The following is a 16,199-nucleotide window of genomic DNA, read 5'->3' on the forward strand; positions in this document are numbered from 1 at the left end:
CGTTTGACCGGCCGGGTGCGGCGGCACCCGGACCGACCTGAAAACGCGGCTTATTCCTCTTCGAGGGCTTCGATTGCCTTCTGCAGCTCTTCCTTGCTGACTTCCTTTTCGGTCACTTTGGCCAGCTCGACCACGTAGTCCACAACCTTGTCCTCAAAGATCGGCGCGCGCAGTTGCTGCTGCATCTGAGCGTTCTGCTGAACGAACTCGAAGAACTGACGCTCCTGACCCGGGTACTGGCGAGCCTGATTCATGATCGCCTGAGTCATCTCAGCGTCGGTGACTTCGACTTCAGCCTTCTGGCCCAGCTCGGCCAACAACAGGCCTAGACGCACGCGGCGCTCAGCCAGTTTGTTGTGCTCTTCGGTCGGCTCGATCTCATCGTGGTTGTGATCGGTCACCTCGGGGTTTTCTTCATGCCACAGCTGATGCGCGATCTGCTTGGCTTCGGCTTCGACTAGGGTCGGCGGCAGGTCGAACGACACTTTCTCGTCCAGCGCATCAAGCAGCGCGCGCTTCATCACCGCGCGCGACGCACCCGCGTATTCGGCTTCCAGACGCTCGGCAATCTGTGCCTTCAACGCAGCCAGATCCTCAGCGCCAAACTTCTGTGCCAGTTCGTCGTTGATCTCGGCGGCAACAGGTTCTTTCACCTCTTTGACGGTGCAGGTAAACACGGCCTCTTTGCCGGCCAGGTGCTCGGCACCGTATTCCTCGGGGAAGGTAACGGTGACGTCTTTGACTTCCTCAGCCTTCACGCCAGCCAGCTGGTCCTCGAAACCGGGGATGAAACTGTTCGAGCCCAGCACCAACGGGTAATCCTCGGCCGAACCGCCTTCGAAGGCTTCGCCGTCAACCTTGCCGACGAAATCGATGACGACCTGATCGCCTTCCTTCGCCTTTGATCCCTTGCGGCGGGCTTTGAAATCCTGAGCGGTTTCAGCCAGGTTCTGCAGGGCTTCTTCCACGGCCGCGTCGTCCGCCTTGACGACCAGCTTCTCCAGCTCGACCGATTTCAGGTCAACTTCGGGGATTTCCGGCAGGGCTTCATAGGACATTTCGACGTGAACGTCGTCGCCTTCTTTCCAGTCTTCGTTGGTCATCTTGACCTGAGGCTGCAGCGCCGGACGATCACCACTGTCTTCGAAGTGCTTGTTCATAGCACCGTCGATGGTTTCCTGCATTGCTTCGCCCAACAGGCGCTGGCCAAACTGCTTCTTCAGCAGTGCCATGGGAACCTTGCCCTTGCGGAAGCCTTTCATCTCGATTTCCGGCTGAGCTTCGATCAGTTTCTCATTGACCTTCTCGTCCAGCTCGGCGGCGGTGACAACGATGTTGTAGCCGCGTTTCAGACCCTCGTTCAGCGTCTCGGTAACCTGCATTCTGGTAGTCCCCATAGGATTCGGGGCGCGCAAAACGGGCGCGCCGGGCAAATTTGACGCCTTCTATTTGCCTAGCCGCCGAAGGGCAAGGGGCAAGGTGCCAGATTGGCCTTGTTTTGCCACCCTGCCCCACAAAAAACGCCCCGGACAAAGCCGGGGCGCCATGAATTCAAAACAACGTCGGGATCAGAACTTCCAGCGGGCCCCCAGGACCCAAGCTTCGTTCTTGTCAAACGACGTCCCGTCGTTGAAGTCGTGGTTGCGATATTTCAGGTAGGCGTCGGTGTTGATGCTGTCGATGCGCTGCACCACTGCGATACCCCAGGACTCGGTGCTGGAGCCGTCCGTGTTGAAATCGGAACCATCATAGTAGTCGATGCCAATACCGGTCTTGCCCCAGGACACCCAATTATCTTCATAGGCGATCTTAGTGTACCAGAAGTTGGGATCGCTTTCGCCCGACACGTTGTTTCTGGTACCGGCAGCAGCGGTGAAGCTGAAGCCGCTGGGCAGCAGTACCGATGCCGAGCCGATCGTGTCTTCACGGTCGCCCGAACCGTCGTCGAAATCACGCACCGCATAGGCCACGCTTGCCGCGAACTCGACACCACCGGCAAAGGTGTTGTTGTAGTTCAGAGCAACGTCGTAATAGTCGTCGTCATCACTGCTGGACAGGATGTTTTGACCATAGGCGAAGCTGGCCGAAAAGCCGCTGAAATCCGGCGTGTCATATCGCACGCGGCCACGGCGCGCGCCGTCAAAGTTGCTGCTGGAGTCGCCGACGGTGATGTCGCTGAGGGTTCCGTCGGTTCCGCGGTAGAAGAAGCCCGAGTTTTCATCGTTGGTGAACGAATACAGCGCGGTGCCGACATAAGACAGGTCAGTTTCCGCTGCACCGTCAGACGCCATGCTGCCCTGACCGGCCCAGAATTTACCCCAGCCACCTTTCAGCGCAAAATCCACGTGACGAATGTCTTCCCGGGTCCAGCCGCTGAAATCGGTGCCCAACTGGTTCCACTCACTGGAGTTCGGAAGACCCAGCGCGGTTTCAAAGCGGAAGGTGAATTCGTTCTGGCCAAACGGCTGCATCAGGCTCAGGCCGACGCGGCTGTTGGACAGGTCGTTGTCCAGCAGCCGGGTATCGGTCTCTTGGCCGTCGTCAACCGAGATGATTGCCGGGTTGAACTGCCCATACAGCAGAACATAGCCACCGCTGTTGTTCTCGTATTTCAGCTCTGCCGCGGCGGGGATGGCCGTGGTGGCCGCAAGAACAGCGGCGACTGAGGAGAGTTTGATATTCAATGTCATAGCACTCACCATGAAAGGTTCGGGTTTCAGGTACTGCCCAGATGTTCAGTGGAACTGTCCGGTTCCAGAGGCCCCTACGCCATTCAGCTCGATCATTGCAAATCCGCCACAAAGACAAAGTGGCAGCAAAGCAAAATGTCCGTGTTATCAATATTTTAACAACAAACGCATGCAGGCTTCAGACGGCCCGCAAGAGAATTCTGCCATCCGGCCATGCGTTTGGCAAACACTCGCTATGCATTTGCGCAGTCTTGACAGCAAAATCCTGCCGATATTCTAGCCTTGCGCCTTGGGAACACGCAAGAACTTCATATCTGAAGACGTTTGAGCACACCGGGCAGTTGCTCGGGAAGGTCTTCCGCGATCAATCCCGGGCCAAAAGCGCGCGCGCACTCCACGTGAAGCCAGACGGCGGTTTCGGCGGCATTCAGCGGGTGCAATCCACGTGCCAGCAGCCCGGTCAAAAAACCCGCCAACACGTCGCCCGCTCCTGCGGTCGCCAGCCACGGCGCGGCCCGATCATAGTGGGCTGAATGGATCGAGCACCGACCGTCCGGACCCGCAATCACAGTGTCCGGTCCCTTCAAAAGTACCACGCAACCTGCCCTGCCGGCCGCCTCGCGCACGGCATCAACCTTTGAGAAAGCTGGGCCATCCTTGGGGTGCAAGGAAAGCTTGGCCGAGATATCGGGGAACAGACGGGCGAATTCGCCGCCGTGCGGTGTCAGGACGCAGTTTTCATGCAGGATCTTCATCAGTGACGCCGGATCCTCGGCAAATGCCGAAAGAGCATCGGCATCCAGCGCTGTTGGTCTTCCGGACTCCAGCGCCACAGGGACCAGCGATCGTGCCTTGTCCAGGCCCAATCCGGGCCCCAGGCACAGCGCGTTCAGGCGTTGGTCCCGCAATGCAATGGCCAACCCATCCGCGCCTGCGATCTGCTCAATCATGACCGCGGTGACTTGGCTGGCGACTTCCTGCAATGCGGCGGGAGGTACACCCAGCGTGACAAGACCAGCGCCCACGCGCAACGCTCCGCGGGCAGCCAATCGCGGGGCACCTGTTCTACCTGTGTCGCCTGTCAGGATCAGCGCATGACCGTGGCCGTATTTGTGATCGAGAGCCGATTTCCGCAGATCAGGCAGATTTTCGGGGCCCAACAACACGCTCGGCCGTTGATCTGGCGTTTCTTCAACTGACAGAGCCGGCAGACCGATATCGACAACGGACATCCTGCCACAGCACTCTGGTCCCTCGGCCAGATAATGGCCCGGCTTTGCGGTATGAAACGTCACCGTCAGGTTGGCCGAAACGGCGCAGTCTTCGGGGGCAAATCCCTCTGACACCAGACGCCGACCACTGTCCGCACATAGGCCGCTGGGAATGTCCACACAGACGACACGTGGGCAACCACCTTCAGACTGTGACGCTTTCCACTGGCCCAATTTACGCATGGTCCGGGACAGCCCGGCTACCGGTCTCGTCAGCCCGGTTCCGAACAAGGCATCAACCGCCAGAACAGTATCCGAACAGGCCGCTGCGTAGGCATCGAGCGCGTCATCGGACAGCCCATGGCACGAACCCATCGCGCACCAGCGCTCATAATTCGCCCGCGGGTCTGCAGGCAACTTCTCGGGGTCGCCCAACAGGAAGAGGTCCACGACCCACCCCCACTCTTTCAGAATGCGCGCAACTACAAAACCGTCGCCGCCATTGTTGCCCGGCCCGCAGAACACAACGGCCCGGCCGGACCCGGCCGCGAGGTCAGGCCAGGTTTCAAAGACGGCCTCGACCACACCGCGACCTGCGCGCTCCATCAGTTCCAGGCCGGTGACAAGGCCGGATTCGATTGCGGCGCGTTCAGCCGCCCTCATCTGGGACGAACTCAACAGTTTTGGCATCCGAAACCCTCGCGCGATTCAAATCTGATTACTTTTTGTGCAACTTGCCTAATAATTGGCCCACCGCCCAGAATCCCTTCACCAGCAGACGGTCAATTCGGCAATCGCATTGCCGCCCGATCTTAGACGTGATCACTGCCATTCTGACAACCATGCGAGGTGAGCCCGGATGAAAAAGATCGAAGCGATCATCAAGCCGTTCAAATTGGACGAAGTGAAAGAGGCCCTGCAGGACGTTGGCGTCCAAGGCCTCAGCGTGATCGAAGTCAAGGGCTTCGGACGCCAGAAAGGACACACCGAACTGTACCGCGGCGCGGAATATGTGGTGGACTTTCTGCCCAAGGTCAAAGTCGAGGTCGTTTTGGATGCCGATCAGGTCGATGCGGCTATCGAAGCCATCGTGTCGGCCGCCAAGACCGACAAGATCGGGGACGGCAAGATCTTTGTCTCTTCCGTTGAACAAGCCATTCGCATCCGGACCGGTGAGACCGGCTCGGACGCGCTGTAAAACCAATTCTGCAATCTAGAGGAACATAGTAATGAGCAAGGACGCAGTTCTTCAGCTGATCAAAGACGAGGGTGCCGAATATGTCGACATCCGCTTCACCGATCCGCGTGGCAAGCTTCAGCACGTGACCGTCATGGCCGACCAGGTCGACGAAGACTTCCTTGAGGAAGGCTTCATGTTCGACGGTTCGTCCATCGCCGGCTGGAAGTCGATCGAAGCATCGGACATGAAACTGATGCCCGATACCCAAAGCGCGTATGTCGATCCCTTCTATGCGGAAAAGACAATCTGCCTGCACTGCTCGGTCGTGGAACCCGATACCGGCGAAGCCTATGAGCGTGACCCGCGCGGCACCGCGCAGAAGGCCGAAGCCTACCTGAAGTCGTCGGGCGTTGGCGACGTGGCTTACATGGGCCCCGAGGCCGAGTTCTTCCTGTTCGACGACGTGCGTTTCTCGAACAGCATCAACAAGGTGTCCTACGAAGTTGATGCAACCGATGCATCCTGGAACACCGACACCGAATACGAGATGGGCAACATGGGCCATCGTCCGGGCGTCAAGGGTGGCTACTTCCCGGTCAACCCGATCGACGAAGCCCAGGATCTGCGTTCGGAAATGCTGTCGACCATGAAGCGTCTGGGCATGAAGGTCGACAAGCACCACCACGAAGTGGCCTCGTGCCAGCACGAACTGGGCCTGATCTTCGACAGCCTGACCAAGCAGGCGGACGAGCTGCAGAAATACAAGTACGTCATCCACAACGTCGCACACGCCTACGGCAAATCGGCCACTTTCATGCCGAAACCGATCGCGGGTGACAACGGCACCGGCATGCACGTCAACATGTCGATCTGGAAGGACGGCAAGCCGCTGTTTGCAGGCGACAAATATGCCGACCTTTCAGACGAAGCCCTGTGGTTCATCGGCGGCATCCTCAAGCACGCCAAGACCCTGAACGCCTTCACCAACCCGTCGACCAACAGCTACAAGCGCCTGATCCCGGGCTTTGAAGCGCCCGTTCTGCGCGCCTACTCGGCTCGTAACCGTTCGGGTTGCGTCCGTATCCCGTGGACTGAATCGCCGAAAGCCAAGCGCGTCGAGGCCCGTTTCCCCGATCCGTCGGCAAACCCCTACCTGGCGTTTGCGGCACTGCTGATGGCCGGCCTGGACGGCATCAAGAACAAGATCGATCCGGGCGAAGCCATGGACAAGAACCTGTACGATCTGCCCGCCGAAGAACTGGCCGGTATCCCGACCGTCTGCGGCAGCCTGCGCGAGGCGCTGGAATGCCTGGCGGCCGATCACGACTTCCTGCTGCAGGGCGACGTGTTCACCAAAGACCAGATCGACGGCTACATCGCACTGAAGATGGAAGAGGTCGAAACCTACGAGCACACGCCGCACCCGGTCGAATACGGCATGTACTACAGCTGCTGACCCCGGTCGGAAGTCCAATGAAAAGACCTTGGGGGCGTCCTGTTGGGCGCCCCTTTTCAGTGCTGCAGGGTCCCCATATTTCCCTTTGTGACAGGCGCCTTTGCCGCTAGGCTGAAGATCAATTCAATTATCAGGATTATTCATGCGCCTTCTCGCCCTGACCCTCTCTGCTGCACTTCTTGTTTCAGGCGCTGCGGCGCAGACGATCGACCGGATCAAAGAAACCCGCGAAATCCGATTTGGGTTTCGGACAGATGCCGCCCCGCTTTCTTACATCAACGACCAGGAGCGACCCGACGGGTTGTCCGTGATGGTCTGCGATCAGGTTGCCCGAGCCATCGCCAGCCGACTGGGTGCGGATGACCTCACCGCACAGTTAATTCCGGTGCAGTCGGATACACGCTTTGACATGGTCGCCTCTGGCCAGATCGACCTGTTGTGCGGCGCGGCGACAATCACACTGTCGCGGCGGGAAACCGTCGATTTTTCGATCCCGATCTTCGTGGACGGAACATCCGTTTTGCTGCCGATAGATGCGGAAACCACGATGGCATCGCTTTCCGGCAAGAAAGTCGGCATGCGCAGCAGCACGACCACCGAAGAAGCCGTGTTCAACTCGTTCGGATCAGCGGGGATCGAGGCAAAGCTCGTTCGGTTCGCCTCACATCCCGACGGGATCAAGGCTTTGAGGGACGGAGAGATCGACGCCTATTTCGCCGACCAATCCATCCTTTTGGTGAATTATCTGGCAGCCGGATTGAAGGACGACTTCAAAATCTCGCAAGAGATTCTGACGATTGAAAAGCAAGGCCTGGCCCTTGCGCGCGGCGATGATGACTTTCGCCTGATGGTCGACGAGATCCTGTCGCAGATGTATGCCCAAGGCACGATGGAAGAGATCTTTCGCGCTGCACTGCCCGGGATTGAACCCAGCGAAGCCCTGAAAGCCCTGTACGTTATCGCACCCACCCTGCCCTGATTTTCAGGAGGTCCCCATGCGCCTTACGGTCCTGTCCGTTTTCATTGCACTGAGTGCACCCATGGCGGCGCAGTCCGCTCCCTGCGGGAACACAGGCGCTGGTTTTGAAGCCTGGAAGGCCGATTTTGCCAAGCAGGCGCGCAAAGCCGGAGTAAAGAAAAAAGGACTTCAGGCTCTGGCGCAAACCCAATACGCCACGCGAACCATCGCCGCGGATCGGGGGCAGAAAAGCTTCAAATATTCCCTCGACAAGTTCATGAAGGTCCGAGGGGCGGATACGATCGTGGCCCAGGGGCGCAAGCGAAAGGCCCGAAACCCGGAATTCTACGCGGCGCTGGAGCGTCAGTACGGTGTACCGGCCGGCGTTCTGATTGCCATTCACGGCATGGAAACCGGGTTCGGAAACTTCATGGGCGACAGCCAGGTTGTTTCCGCAATCACAACACTGGCCTACGATTGTCGCCGGTCCGACTTCTTTGTTCCCCATGCCATCGGAGCGCTGAAACTGGTCGATCAGGGGGCGATCACGGTGGCAACAAAAGGGGCAAAACATGGCGAGTTGGGCCACACCCAGTTTCTGCCCGGCAATGCTCTGACCTATGGCGTGGACGCCACGGGTGACGGGCGCGTGGACTTCTACAACATGACGGATGCGTTGGCCTCAACCGCAAATTTTCTTCGGCAGAAAGGGTGGAAACCCGGCCGCGGCTATCAACCCGGCGAACCGAATTTTGCGGTGATCCAGCAATGGAACGCCGCATCGGTTTACCAAAAATCAATTGCGATCATGGCCGCTCGAATCGACAACTGAGGCTTTGTCAGCAACCTGACCGCCGCACTCAATTCCGCCACATTGCTGCCACAGTGTCGGGCGGAAAGCTCTAATTTCTTGGTTTCCAAAGCGTAATCAATCGTCGCAAAAATTCATTTTTTTGCAATATGGTCAAAATTTGACCCTCATCACCAACTAGAGTGTTGGTTCAGTATTCGTACGGCAGAGGGCAAGACTGTGACCACGAAGCACAGATACCACGGTGGCCTGCAATTCAACGGCGACACGAACGGCGCGTTGGAGCGGTTCGGCCATATTGTGGTGGCAACTCTTGAGGACTACGGGCATCTTGTGGAACGCAAGACCCTGCTGAGCCAGACCGAGGCAACCATCGTGTCCAGCCAGTACCTGGTCCGTTTGACCCTCGAGTCCGAACCCCGGGAGACCAGCGACCGCTATGGGCGTCTGGACCGTACGGTTGGTCTGAAGACCATGGTGCGCCCATCGGCGGCACGACCGCGCAACCGATTGGTGATTTCGGTCTCGCCTGTTTCCGGCCTGGTGGATGACACCGAGATTTCCGAGTTGATGCTTGTCGTCATGCTGTATCGGATGGTCGACATCTGCTCGACGCAACGTGTGGAATGGCTGTCGCCGAAAACCGTTTTGACGATCGAACAGTTCATGGGCGCGTTTGACTCGTTGATGCCACGCAAGCAGCGGAACCGCCGCGAAGCGTTCGAGGCGGTCAGCGGACCCTTCGCGGGCCTTGAGCCCGCTGCAACTGATGACCATGAAGCCGTCAAATCACCGGCAAAGCCGCCGCGCCCGATTCAACTGACCGATGAGCAATTGCTCAGCATCGCCTTCCGTTCCGACGAGGCCGACGCACCCGCTTCCGATGCAACGGCCGCGACGGATGGCGATGAAGACCGGCCCAGTGACGCGTTGCGATTGACCAGCTGGGCCCTGACCGGTGCCGTGGCCAGCCTGTCGGCGCCGATCGCTCTGTCGATGGCCGCTGTGAACCTCATCCGGGGCGAAGACTTTCGCCTGAACACTCAGGTCCTGGCCTATACGGTCGCCATCGTGTCGCTGAACTCAAGTGGTGCCTTTGCCGATGTCGCCAATGCGATCGGACTGTAACTGAATTACCAGAAGACCCTCCTTGGAGGCCCCGCCATCAGGCGGGGTTTTCCATTTCTGGCAGGTGCTCGACCGGCACGACATAGGTGTGGATCGAGAACACCACGGCCCGTGTCTCGGGCAACCGCAAAAGCGTTTGCCGCTCGCTGCGCAGATACCGGGTGGTACCACGGTCACGGATCTCGCGCGGGGCGCTGGCGCTGCGGGGCTGGTGCAACTCGGGGTCGTCATACCACAGCGCGTTGAACCGCCACAAAGGCCGGCCGACCTGAATCCCGTCGAACAGGCGCTGTACCCGGCGCGCGATGTTGAGATCGTAGCTGTCGACCGGCTCGTGAATGTCGATCAGTGGTCGCATGAATTTCTCGGACAGACGCCAGCTGGCGGGAAAGCACAGGATGGCCCCGGTCAGCACATGCTCGTCGCCCTGTTTCTGCAGGATGCAGAAATCCTCCTGCGCCAGCAGGCAAAGCGTATCCAAAGGATTGTCCCGGTCAATCGGCACGGCGGCCCCATCCGGGCGCTGCGCGGTGTCGGCCGCCTCGGGATAGGCCTGCGCCAAGACCAGATCCAGCAGTTCGACAGCCGCCGGGTGGGCCTGCGCGTCCAGCGCCAGCACGTCGTCCCGGCGGGTTTCCAGCAGATGTTGACGGTGTCCCATCTGCGCGGCGAAGGCATCATCGCGATGCAGCCAGTCCTCCATCGTGGTCGGCGCGATCCCCGGCGGCGGTCGCTGTTGGGTCGGATCGTAGGGTAGAGTCTGTTGCACAATGACTGTCATGGCTTTGGGTTAGCACTCGAAACAGGCCTTGTCGGTCAAAAAGCGACTGGCAAATCGTCGCAATTCACCCAGACGGGGCCGCCCTGCCCCGTCAGGCTGAACCGGCATGCAGGGAGGCGCGCCGTGAACCACCACTATCGAGATACCCGCAAGATCGACCCAAGCCGCGGCGCGACGCTGGGCGACGGCACGCCGAACGACAATGACCGGATCGAGATCGGCCCCACCCAACTTGCATTCAGCGAATGGGCCGCCGCCGGGTTGCAACTGCCCAACCTGAACCGCATGCGCGACTATCGCTGGAAGCGGCTGACCCAGGCGATCGTCGACCGGGGCTATGGCGGGCTGCTGATGTTCGACCCGCTCAACATCCGCTATGCGACCGACAGCACAAACATGCAGCTTTGGAACACCCACAACCCGTTCCGTGCGGTGCTGCTGTGCGCCGATGGCTACATGGTGATCTGGGACTACAAGAACTCGCCCTTCCTGTCCAAATTCAACCCTCTGGTACGCGAGCAGCGCTCGGGCGCGGACCTGTTCTATTTCGACCGGGGCGACAAGGTGGACGTGCAGGCGGACGTGTTCGCCAACGAGGTGCGCGTGCTGATGCAGGATCACGCCCCCGGCCACACCCGTTTGGCGGTGGACAAGATCATGCTGCACGGCCTCCGCGCGCTCGAGGCGCAGGGTTTCGAGATCATGGAAGGCGAAGAGGTCACCGAAAAGACCCGCGCCATCAAGGGCCCTGACGAGATCCTGGCCATGCGCTGCGCCAGCCACGCCTGCGAAACCGCCGTGGCTGAGATGGAGAAGTTCGCCCGGGCCAATGTTGGTGACGGCAAGACCTCCGAAGATGACATCTGGGCCGTTTTGCACGCCGAGAACATCAAGCGCGGCGGCGAGTGGATCGAAACCCGCCTGCTGGCCTCAGGCCAGCGTACCAACCCGTGGTTTCAGGAATGCGGGCCGCGGATTACTCAGAAGAACGAGATCATCGCCTTTGATACCGATCTGATCGGCAGCTACGGCATTTGCGTCGACATCTCGCGCACCTGGTGGATCGGGGATGAAAAACCCCGCCCCGACATGATCTATGCCATGCAGCACGCGCACGAGCACATCATGACCAACATGGAGATGCTGAAGCCCGGCGTGATGATCCCCGACCTGACCGCCAACTGCCACAGGCTGGACGACAAGTTCCAAACACAGAAGTACGGCTGCCTGATGCATGGCGTGGGCCTGTGTGATGAATGGCCGTTGGTGGCCTATCCCGACAAGGCAGTGCCAGGCTCATATGATTATCCGCTGGAACCCGGTATGGTGCTGTGCGTCGAGGCCGCCGTGGGCGAAGTGGGCGCCGACTTCTCGATCAAGCTTGAAGATCAGGTTCTGATCACCGAAGACGGCTATGAAAACCTGACCCGCTACCCGTTCGATTCCGCTCTTATGGGGCTCGACTAGGTCTCAATCCCTCCAGTGAGAGCGACGTACATTTCCTTGCCAGTCCTCAAGCACCGGCTCTGCCGATGCGCCCGGCGAAAACGTGTCTTGGGGCCAGTGCAGTCCGGCGGCAAATCCGATGGCCGTGGCCAGAAAGACGGCAACCGCCGTACCGACCTGTGCAACTTCGAAATGCGCCACGTTTGTCGAATGTGTCATCTCCGCGCTCCTTGATCCTTTGTTTCGGTTAGGCCGAACATGGGAGCTTCTGAGTCATTATTAAAACGAATTGTTGTTCGCTTAGACTTCACAGATTGTGATCAACGCCCTGACAAAGGGCGCCTCACGATCACCGCCTGCGCCCTCACCTTCCCGTGACGGTCCTGTCACAAGGGTTGAGACTGCACTGCCTTATTCACAGTATTGCGCTTAGCATCACAGCCTGAGGACCCTACATGCCCACAGAACGCGTCACATTTTCCGGTCACGATGGTGGCAAGCTGGCTGCTCGGCTGGATCTCCCCGATGGGCCGGTGCTGGCAACTGCGTTGTTTGCGCATTGCTTTACCTGCTCCAAGGACATTCCCGCGGCCCGGCGCATCAGCGCGCGGCTTGCAGCGATGGGATTTGCCGTTCTACGGTTCGACTTCACCGGGCTGGGCCATTCCGAAGGCGAGTTCGCCAACACGACTTTCACTTCGAACGTTGAGGATCTGATCGCCGCTGCGCAGTTTCTTGCGGGTCGGAACATGGCGCCTGACCTGCTTGTCGGGCATTCTTTGGGCGGGGCCGCGGTCTTACGGGCGCGGGCCGGTATACCCTCGGTAAAGGCGGTGGTCACGATCGGCGCCCCGGCCGATCCCGGCCATGTGGCTCATCACTTTGAAGACGCACGGGGCCAGATCGAACAGGATGGCAGCGCCGAAGTTCTGCTGGGTGGGCGCCCCATCCGTATCGGCCGAGAGTTTGTGCGCGACATCTCTGAATCCGAACTGACGCCCTCGATTGCCGAGTTGAAGGCCGCGCTGCTGATTCTGCATGCGCCGCGCGACGAAACAGTCAGCATCGACAATGCCAGCACGATCTTTCTGACCGCCAAGCACCCCAAAAGCTTTGTCACGCTGGACGACGCAGACCACCTGATCACCCGTCCGAAGGATGCAGAATACGCCGCCGACGTCATCGCGGCCTGGGTATCGCGCTATGTCCCGCTGTCGCCGCCCGCCCCGCCGCCGGGCGCGCCCGAAGGCGTGGTGCGCGTGACCGAAGTGGACCCGGGCGGTTTTCTTCAGGACATTCAATCAGGTCCAAGCCATCATGCCGTGGCGGATGAGCCGGCCTCTTACGGCGGGACCGATCGCGGCATGTCGCCTTATGGCTTCGTTTCTGCCGGGCTTGGGGCGTGCACTTCGATGACCATCCGTATGTATGCGCGACGCAAGCAATGGCCCCTGACCGGGATCAGCGTGGATGTCTGTCACAACAAGGTGCACGCGCAGGACGCGGGGTTGGCGGGGGATGGAAAGGTCGACCAGTTCCGCCGCAAGATCCGACTGGACGGACCGCTGGACAATGACCAGCGGACCAAGCTTCTTGAGATTGCCGACAAATGCCCGGTGCACCGCACGCTTGAAAATTCGGCGCATATCACCACCGAACTGCTGCCGCCGGAACCTGTTGCGGCTCCGGCGTGAACCGATATCCGGTCCGGATGGCCTATCGCCGAGGCGCAGGCCTGTGGATCGGGGGCCGTGCCGCTGGTGGGCGGGCCACGGGCGGTCGAGGACGCGCCGGCGGCTTGGCGATCGGAGGTTTGGGCCGCGCAGGCGGTTTCGCAATTGGCGGCTTGGGTTTGGGCGGCGGTTTTCCACCCGGCGGTTTACCCGGCGGCGGTGGGCGGTCCACGTCAATGTCGACATTCACGTTGCGGTAATAGTCGTTCCACAGCATCGAGTCATAGAACGGGTCATATCCGTATCCTACACCGACCGTGACGCCTTCACAGCCCGAGAGGGTGAATCCCCCGGCCCCAAGCCCCAGAACGATGACGGATCGCTTCAAAAAGGTTCCTGCCATTTTCACGCCCTCACTGCACTGACCGGAATGACGCGAAGATGGCATTCAGATCCTCGACATAGCCAGGATCTGCACCGTCGCGCAGGATGGTCACCACAACCGCAACACGGTTGCGCGGCAGGTCGATCACCGTCGCGGTGAAGTTGATCCCGCGCCCTTCACGGGTGCCGGTGCCGCGAATGACCCGGGCCGGCAGACCGCCGATGCGCATGTTCGCATCACTTGTCACCTCTGGGTTTTTGACCAGAAACTTGTCGACATCCTGCAAGTAACGGACCCCGTCCTCGATGCTGGCAACGCCGAACGGCGAAACGAATCCGATCCAGACCGAGTCATCTGTGACCGGGCGCGCAGCCATCACCCGGCTTACGGACCGGGTATCGCCCAGTTGTGTATCCTCAAGATCGCGTGGGCCGCCCGTGCGCAGCATCCAGAAATCCGGGACATCGAACTGAAACAGCGCACGCCCCCCTTCGGTGTAGGTGACCGGCGTGTCGCTCAGCCCCGCACCCGCCATCCCGACCCAAAAAGCCGCGCCGATGGCAAAAAGGTTTCTCTTAAACAAGCTGATATCTCTATTTGTTGGTGTCATCGTCCCGAGGATGAGCGATGCAACCCGCGCTTGTCCAGTTTTTAAAGAGTTTTGCTCAGGGGCCCGCCTGACCTGTATTGCCGCCTAGTCTGCATATACGCCGACTGTCGCATCGCCGGCCTCTCCCACAAATCGGATCCGCGTACCGTCCGACTGGACATCGTAACAGGTCCAAAAGTCAGACGGTGGCCAGATCGAACAATATCTGTCATCCCGCACGGCCCAGCGCCCCGAGCTAGGTCGACCCGAGAAATACTGCGTAGCCATAGACGGCTCGAAGACCTGTGTGGCCCCGTTGTCATAAGCCAGCGTCCGGCCTGACAGAGCGTCAAGAATCTGCGCGCCCGTCAGCGGTCGGAACGTGTCGGCCGCCAGAATTCCGGGCCAAACCAACAAAATCAGGGCAAACCGTCTCATCCCGCGTCTCCTGCCTTGTCCCAACGGTCTGGCGAGTCTATCACCCGCGCCAACACCCATTGCCAACCGAAAAAGGTGCCGCCGCCCATGATTCCTCGCTATTCCCGCCCCGAAATGGTCGCCGTCTGGTCGCCCGAGACCAAGTTCCGCATCTGGTACGAGATCGAGGCCCATGCCTGCGACGCGATGGCCGATCTGGGCGTCATCCCGCGCGAAAACGCCGAGGCCGTTTGGAAAGCCAAGGACGTGGAATTCGACGTGGCCCGCATCGACGAGATCGAGGCCGTCACCAAGCATGACGTCATCGCCTTCCTGACCCATCTGGCCGAGCATGTCGGCAGCGATGAGGCCCGTTTCGTCCACCAGGGCATGACCAGCTCGGACGTGCTGGATACCTGCTTCAACGTGCAACTGACCCGCGCCGCCGACATCCTGATCGCCGATCTCGAAGGCCTGCTGGCCGCGCTCAAGCGCCGCGCTTACGAGCACAAGGACACTGTCCGCATCGGCCGCAGTCACGGCATTCATGCCGAACCCACCACCATGGGCCTGACCTTCGCGCGCTTCTACGCCGAGATGGACCGCAACCTGTCGCGGATGCGCGACGCCCGCGCCGAGATCGCCACCGGCGCCATCAGCGGCGCGGTCGGCACCTTCGCGAATATCGACCCGCGCGTCGAAGAGCATGTCTGCGAAAAACTGGGCCTGGTGCCCGAGCCGATCAGCACGCAGGTCATCCCGCGCGACCGCCACGCAGCCTTCTTTGCCACGCTGGGCGTGATCGCCAGCAGCATCGAGAACATCGCCATCGAAATCCGCCACATGCAGCGCACCGAGGTTCTGGAGGCCGAGGAGTTCTTTTCCAAAGGCCAAAAGGGCTCGTCGGCGATGCCGCACAAACGCAACCCGGTGCTGACCGAGAACCTGACCGGCCTGGCCCGGTTGGTGCGCATGACCGTGATCCCGGCGATGGAGAACGTGGCCCTGTGGCACGAGCGCGACATCAGCCACAGCTCGGTCGAGCGCAACATCGGCCCCGACGCCACCGTGACCCTGGATTTCGCCCTGTCGCGCCTGACCGGGGTGATCGACAAGCTGGTGGTTTATCCGGACAACATGCTGGCCAACATGAACAAGTTCCGCGGTCTGGTCATGAGCCAACGCGTGCTGCTGGCCCTGACTCAGGCCGGCGTCAGCCGCGAGGACGCCTATCGCCTGGTGCAGCGCAACGCGATGAAGGTCTGGGAAGAAGGCAAGGACTTCAAAACCGAACTGCTGGCCGACCCGGATGTGACCGCAGCGCTGAGCAAGGAAGAGATCGAAGAAAAATTCGACCTTGGTTATCACACCAAACATGTCGACACGATCTTCGAGCGGGTGTTCGGCGAGTAACCCTCGACGCAGGAACGGCTTTTGCCGGGGCCCGGGTCGCGCTGCGCGATCCGGGCCCCTG

General features: G+C 60.2%; 16 protein-coding genes. 8 read left to right on the forward strand and 8 right to left on the reverse strand.

Translation table 11 applies throughout. The features are described from left to right. Nucleotides 1–50: 50 nt before the first annotated feature. The 3 genes from tig to K3752_RS10260 all read right to left on the reverse strand — a co-directional run bounded on the left by tig (nt 51) and on the right by K3752_RS10260 (nt 4,591). On the reverse strand, nt 51–1,382 hold the full coding sequence (gene tig, locus K3752_RS10250) for a trigger factor (protein ID WP_170338051.1): 1,332 nt from the start codon (nt 1,380–1,382) through the stop codon (nt 51–53). A 186-nt stretch (nt 1,383–1,568) separates the two neighbouring features. After that, on the reverse strand, nt 1,569–2,690 hold the full coding sequence (locus K3752_RS10255) for a porin (RefSeq protein ID WP_260063173.1): 1,122 nt from the start codon (nt 2,688–2,690) through the stop codon (nt 1,569–1,571). Between the two features lie 308 nt (nt 2,691–2,998). Continuing rightward, nucleotides 2,999–4,591, reverse strand: a complete 1,593-nt coding sequence (locus K3752_RS10260) for an NAD(P)H-hydrate dehydratase (protein WP_260063174.1) — start codon at nt 4,589–4,591, stop codon at nt 2,999–3,001. Nucleotides 4,592–4,760: 169 nt separating this feature from the next. On the opposite strand from K3752_RS10260, the gene K3752_RS10265 reads away from it, so the two are divergent. The 5 genes from K3752_RS10265 to K3752_RS10285 all read left to right on the forward strand — a co-directional run bounded on the left by K3752_RS10265 (nt 4,761) and on the right by K3752_RS10285 (nt 9,434). Continuing rightward, entirely contained in the window at nt 4,761–5,099 is a 339-nt protein-coding gene (locus K3752_RS10265) for a P-II family nitrogen regulator (RefSeq protein ID WP_093962420.1), read from the forward strand. Between the two features lie 31 nt (nt 5,100–5,130). Next, a complete protein-coding gene (gene glnA / locus K3752_RS10270) occupies nt 5,131–6,537 on the forward strand; it encodes a type I glutamate--ammonia ligase (protein WP_260063175.1) in 1,407 nt (468 codons plus the stop codon). Between the two features lie 142 nt (nt 6,538–6,679). After that, nucleotides 6,680–7,516, forward strand: coding sequence for an amino acid ABC transporter substrate-binding protein (locus tag K3752_RS10275; RefSeq protein WP_260063176.1), 837 nt, complete (start codon nt 6,680–6,682; stop codon nt 7,514–7,516). A 16-nt stretch (nt 7,517–7,532) separates the two neighbouring features. Beyond that, entirely contained in the window at nt 7,533–8,327 is a 795-nt protein-coding gene (locus tag K3752_RS10280) for a lytic transglycosylase domain-containing protein (protein WP_170458696.1), read from the forward strand. A 198-nt stretch (nt 8,328–8,525) separates the two neighbouring features. Then, the gene (locus tag K3752_RS10285) at nt 8,526–9,434 is read left to right on the forward strand and encodes a hypothetical protein (RefSeq protein WP_260063177.1); all 909 of its coding nucleotides are present in this window, start codon (nt 8,526–8,528) and stop codon (nt 9,432–9,434) included. A gap of 37 nt (nt 9,435–9,471) precedes the next feature. Here the strand turns inward: K3752_RS10285 and K3752_RS10290 are convergent, their stop codons facing one another. Further along, nucleotides 9,472–10,215, reverse strand: coding sequence for a DUF3445 domain-containing protein (locus K3752_RS10290; protein ID WP_260063178.1), 744 nt, complete (start codon nt 10,213–10,215; stop codon nt 9,472–9,474). 123 nt (nt 10,216–10,338) lie between these two features. Here K3752_RS10290 and dddP point away from each other — a divergent pair, with 123 nt between their 5' ends. After that, nucleotides 10,339–11,682, forward strand: coding sequence for a dimethylsulfonioproprionate lyase DddP (gene dddP, locus K3752_RS10295; RefSeq protein ID WP_260063179.1), 1,344 nt, complete (start codon nt 10,339–10,341; stop codon nt 11,680–11,682). A 3-nt stretch (nt 11,683–11,685) separates the two neighbouring features. On the opposite strand, the gene K3752_RS10300 is transcribed toward dddP, so the two are convergent. Then, nucleotides 11,686–11,880 carry a hypothetical protein gene (locus K3752_RS10300; RefSeq protein WP_260063180.1) on the reverse strand — a complete coding sequence of 65 codons (195 nt, stop codon included), beginning with the start codon at nt 11,878–11,880 and terminating at the stop codon, nt 11,686–11,688. Between the two features lie 236 nt (nt 11,881–12,116). On the opposite strand from K3752_RS10300, the gene K3752_RS10305 reads away from it, so the two are divergent. Next, the gene (locus tag K3752_RS10305) at nt 12,117–13,355 is read left to right on the forward strand and encodes a bifunctional alpha/beta hydrolase/OsmC family protein (protein WP_260063181.1); all 1,239 of its coding nucleotides are present in this window, start codon (nt 12,117–12,119) and stop codon (nt 13,353–13,355) included. 22 nt (nt 13,356–13,377) lie between these two features. On the opposite strand, the gene K3752_RS10310 is transcribed toward K3752_RS10305, so the two are convergent. From K3752_RS10310 to K3752_RS10320, 3 genes are all read right to left on the reverse strand, one after another. Next, nucleotides 13,378–13,737, reverse strand: a complete 360-nt coding sequence (locus tag K3752_RS10310; RefSeq protein ID WP_170338034.1) for a hypothetical protein — start codon at nt 13,735–13,737, stop codon at nt 13,378–13,380. Nucleotides 13,738–13,747: 10 nt separating this feature from the next. Beyond that, complete coding sequence (locus K3752_RS10315) at nt 13,748–14,302, reverse strand: hypothetical protein (RefSeq protein WP_260063182.1); 555 nt, start codon at nt 14,300–14,302, stop codon at nt 13,748–13,750. A gap of 111 nt (nt 14,303–14,413) precedes the next feature. Continuing rightward, complete coding sequence (locus K3752_RS10320) at nt 14,414–14,746, reverse strand: hypothetical protein (protein WP_260063183.1); 333 nt, start codon at nt 14,744–14,746, stop codon at nt 14,414–14,416. Nucleotides 14,747–14,833: 87 nt separating this feature from the next. On the opposite strand from K3752_RS10320, the gene purB reads away from it, so the two are divergent. After that, nucleotides 14,834–16,138: an adenylosuccinate lyase gene (gene purB / locus K3752_RS10325; RefSeq protein WP_170338031.1), complete on the forward strand. Its 1,305-nt coding sequence runs from the start codon at nt 14,834–14,836 to the stop codon at nt 16,136–16,138. Nucleotides 16,139–16,199: the final 61 nt, after the last annotated feature.

The organism is Ruegeria sp. B32 (assembly GCF_025141855.1).
Classification (GTDB): Bacteria; Pseudomonadota; Alphaproteobacteria; order Rhodobacterales; family Rhodobacteraceae; genus Ruegeria; species Ruegeria arenilitoris.

Coding starts and splice junctions, on each gene's coding strand:
- tig (WP_170338051.1), bottom strand. CDS start 1,382: ATGCAGGTTACCGAGACGCTGAACGAGGGTCTGAAACGCGGCTACAAC.
- K3752_RS10255 (WP_260063173.1), bottom strand. CDS start 2,690: ATGACATTGAATATCAAACTCTCCTCAGTCGCCGCTGTTCTTGCGGCC.
- K3752_RS10260 (WP_260063174.1), bottom strand. CDS start 4,591: ATGCCAAAACTGTTGAGTTCGTCCCAGATGAGGGCGGCTGAACGCGCC.
- K3752_RS10265 (WP_093962420.1), top strand. CDS start 4,761: ATGAAAAAGATCGAAGCGATCATCAAGCCGTTCAAATTGGACGAAGTG.
- glnA (WP_260063175.1), top strand. CDS start 5,131: ATGAGCAAGGACGCAGTTCTTCAGCTGATCAAAGACGAGGGTGCCGAA.
- K3752_RS10275 (WP_260063176.1), top strand. CDS start 6,680: ATGCGCCTTCTCGCCCTGACCCTCTCTGCTGCACTTCTTGTTTCAGGC.
- K3752_RS10280 (WP_170458696.1), top strand. CDS start 7,533: ATGCGCCTTACGGTCCTGTCCGTTTTCATTGCACTGAGTGCACCCATG.
- K3752_RS10290 (WP_260063178.1), bottom strand. CDS start 10,215: ATGACAGTCATTGTGCAACAGACTCTACCCTACGATCCGACCCAACAG.
- K3752_RS10300 (WP_260063180.1), bottom strand. CDS start 11,880: ATGACACATTCGACAAACGTGGCGCATTTCGAAGTTGCACAGGTCGGT.
- K3752_RS10305 (WP_260063181.1), top strand. CDS start 12,117: ATGCCCACAGAACGCGTCACATTTTCCGGTCACGATGGTGGCAAGCTG.
- K3752_RS10310 (WP_170338034.1), bottom strand. CDS start 13,737: ATGGCAGGAACCTTTTTGAAGCGATCCGTCATCGTTCTGGGGCTTGGG.
- K3752_RS10320 (WP_260063183.1), bottom strand. CDS start 14,746: ATGAGACGGTTTGCCCTGATTTTGTTGGTTTGGCCCGGAATTCTGGCG.
- purB (WP_170338031.1), top strand. CDS start 14,834: ATGATTCCTCGCTATTCCCGCCCCGAAATGGTCGCCGTCTGGTCGCCC.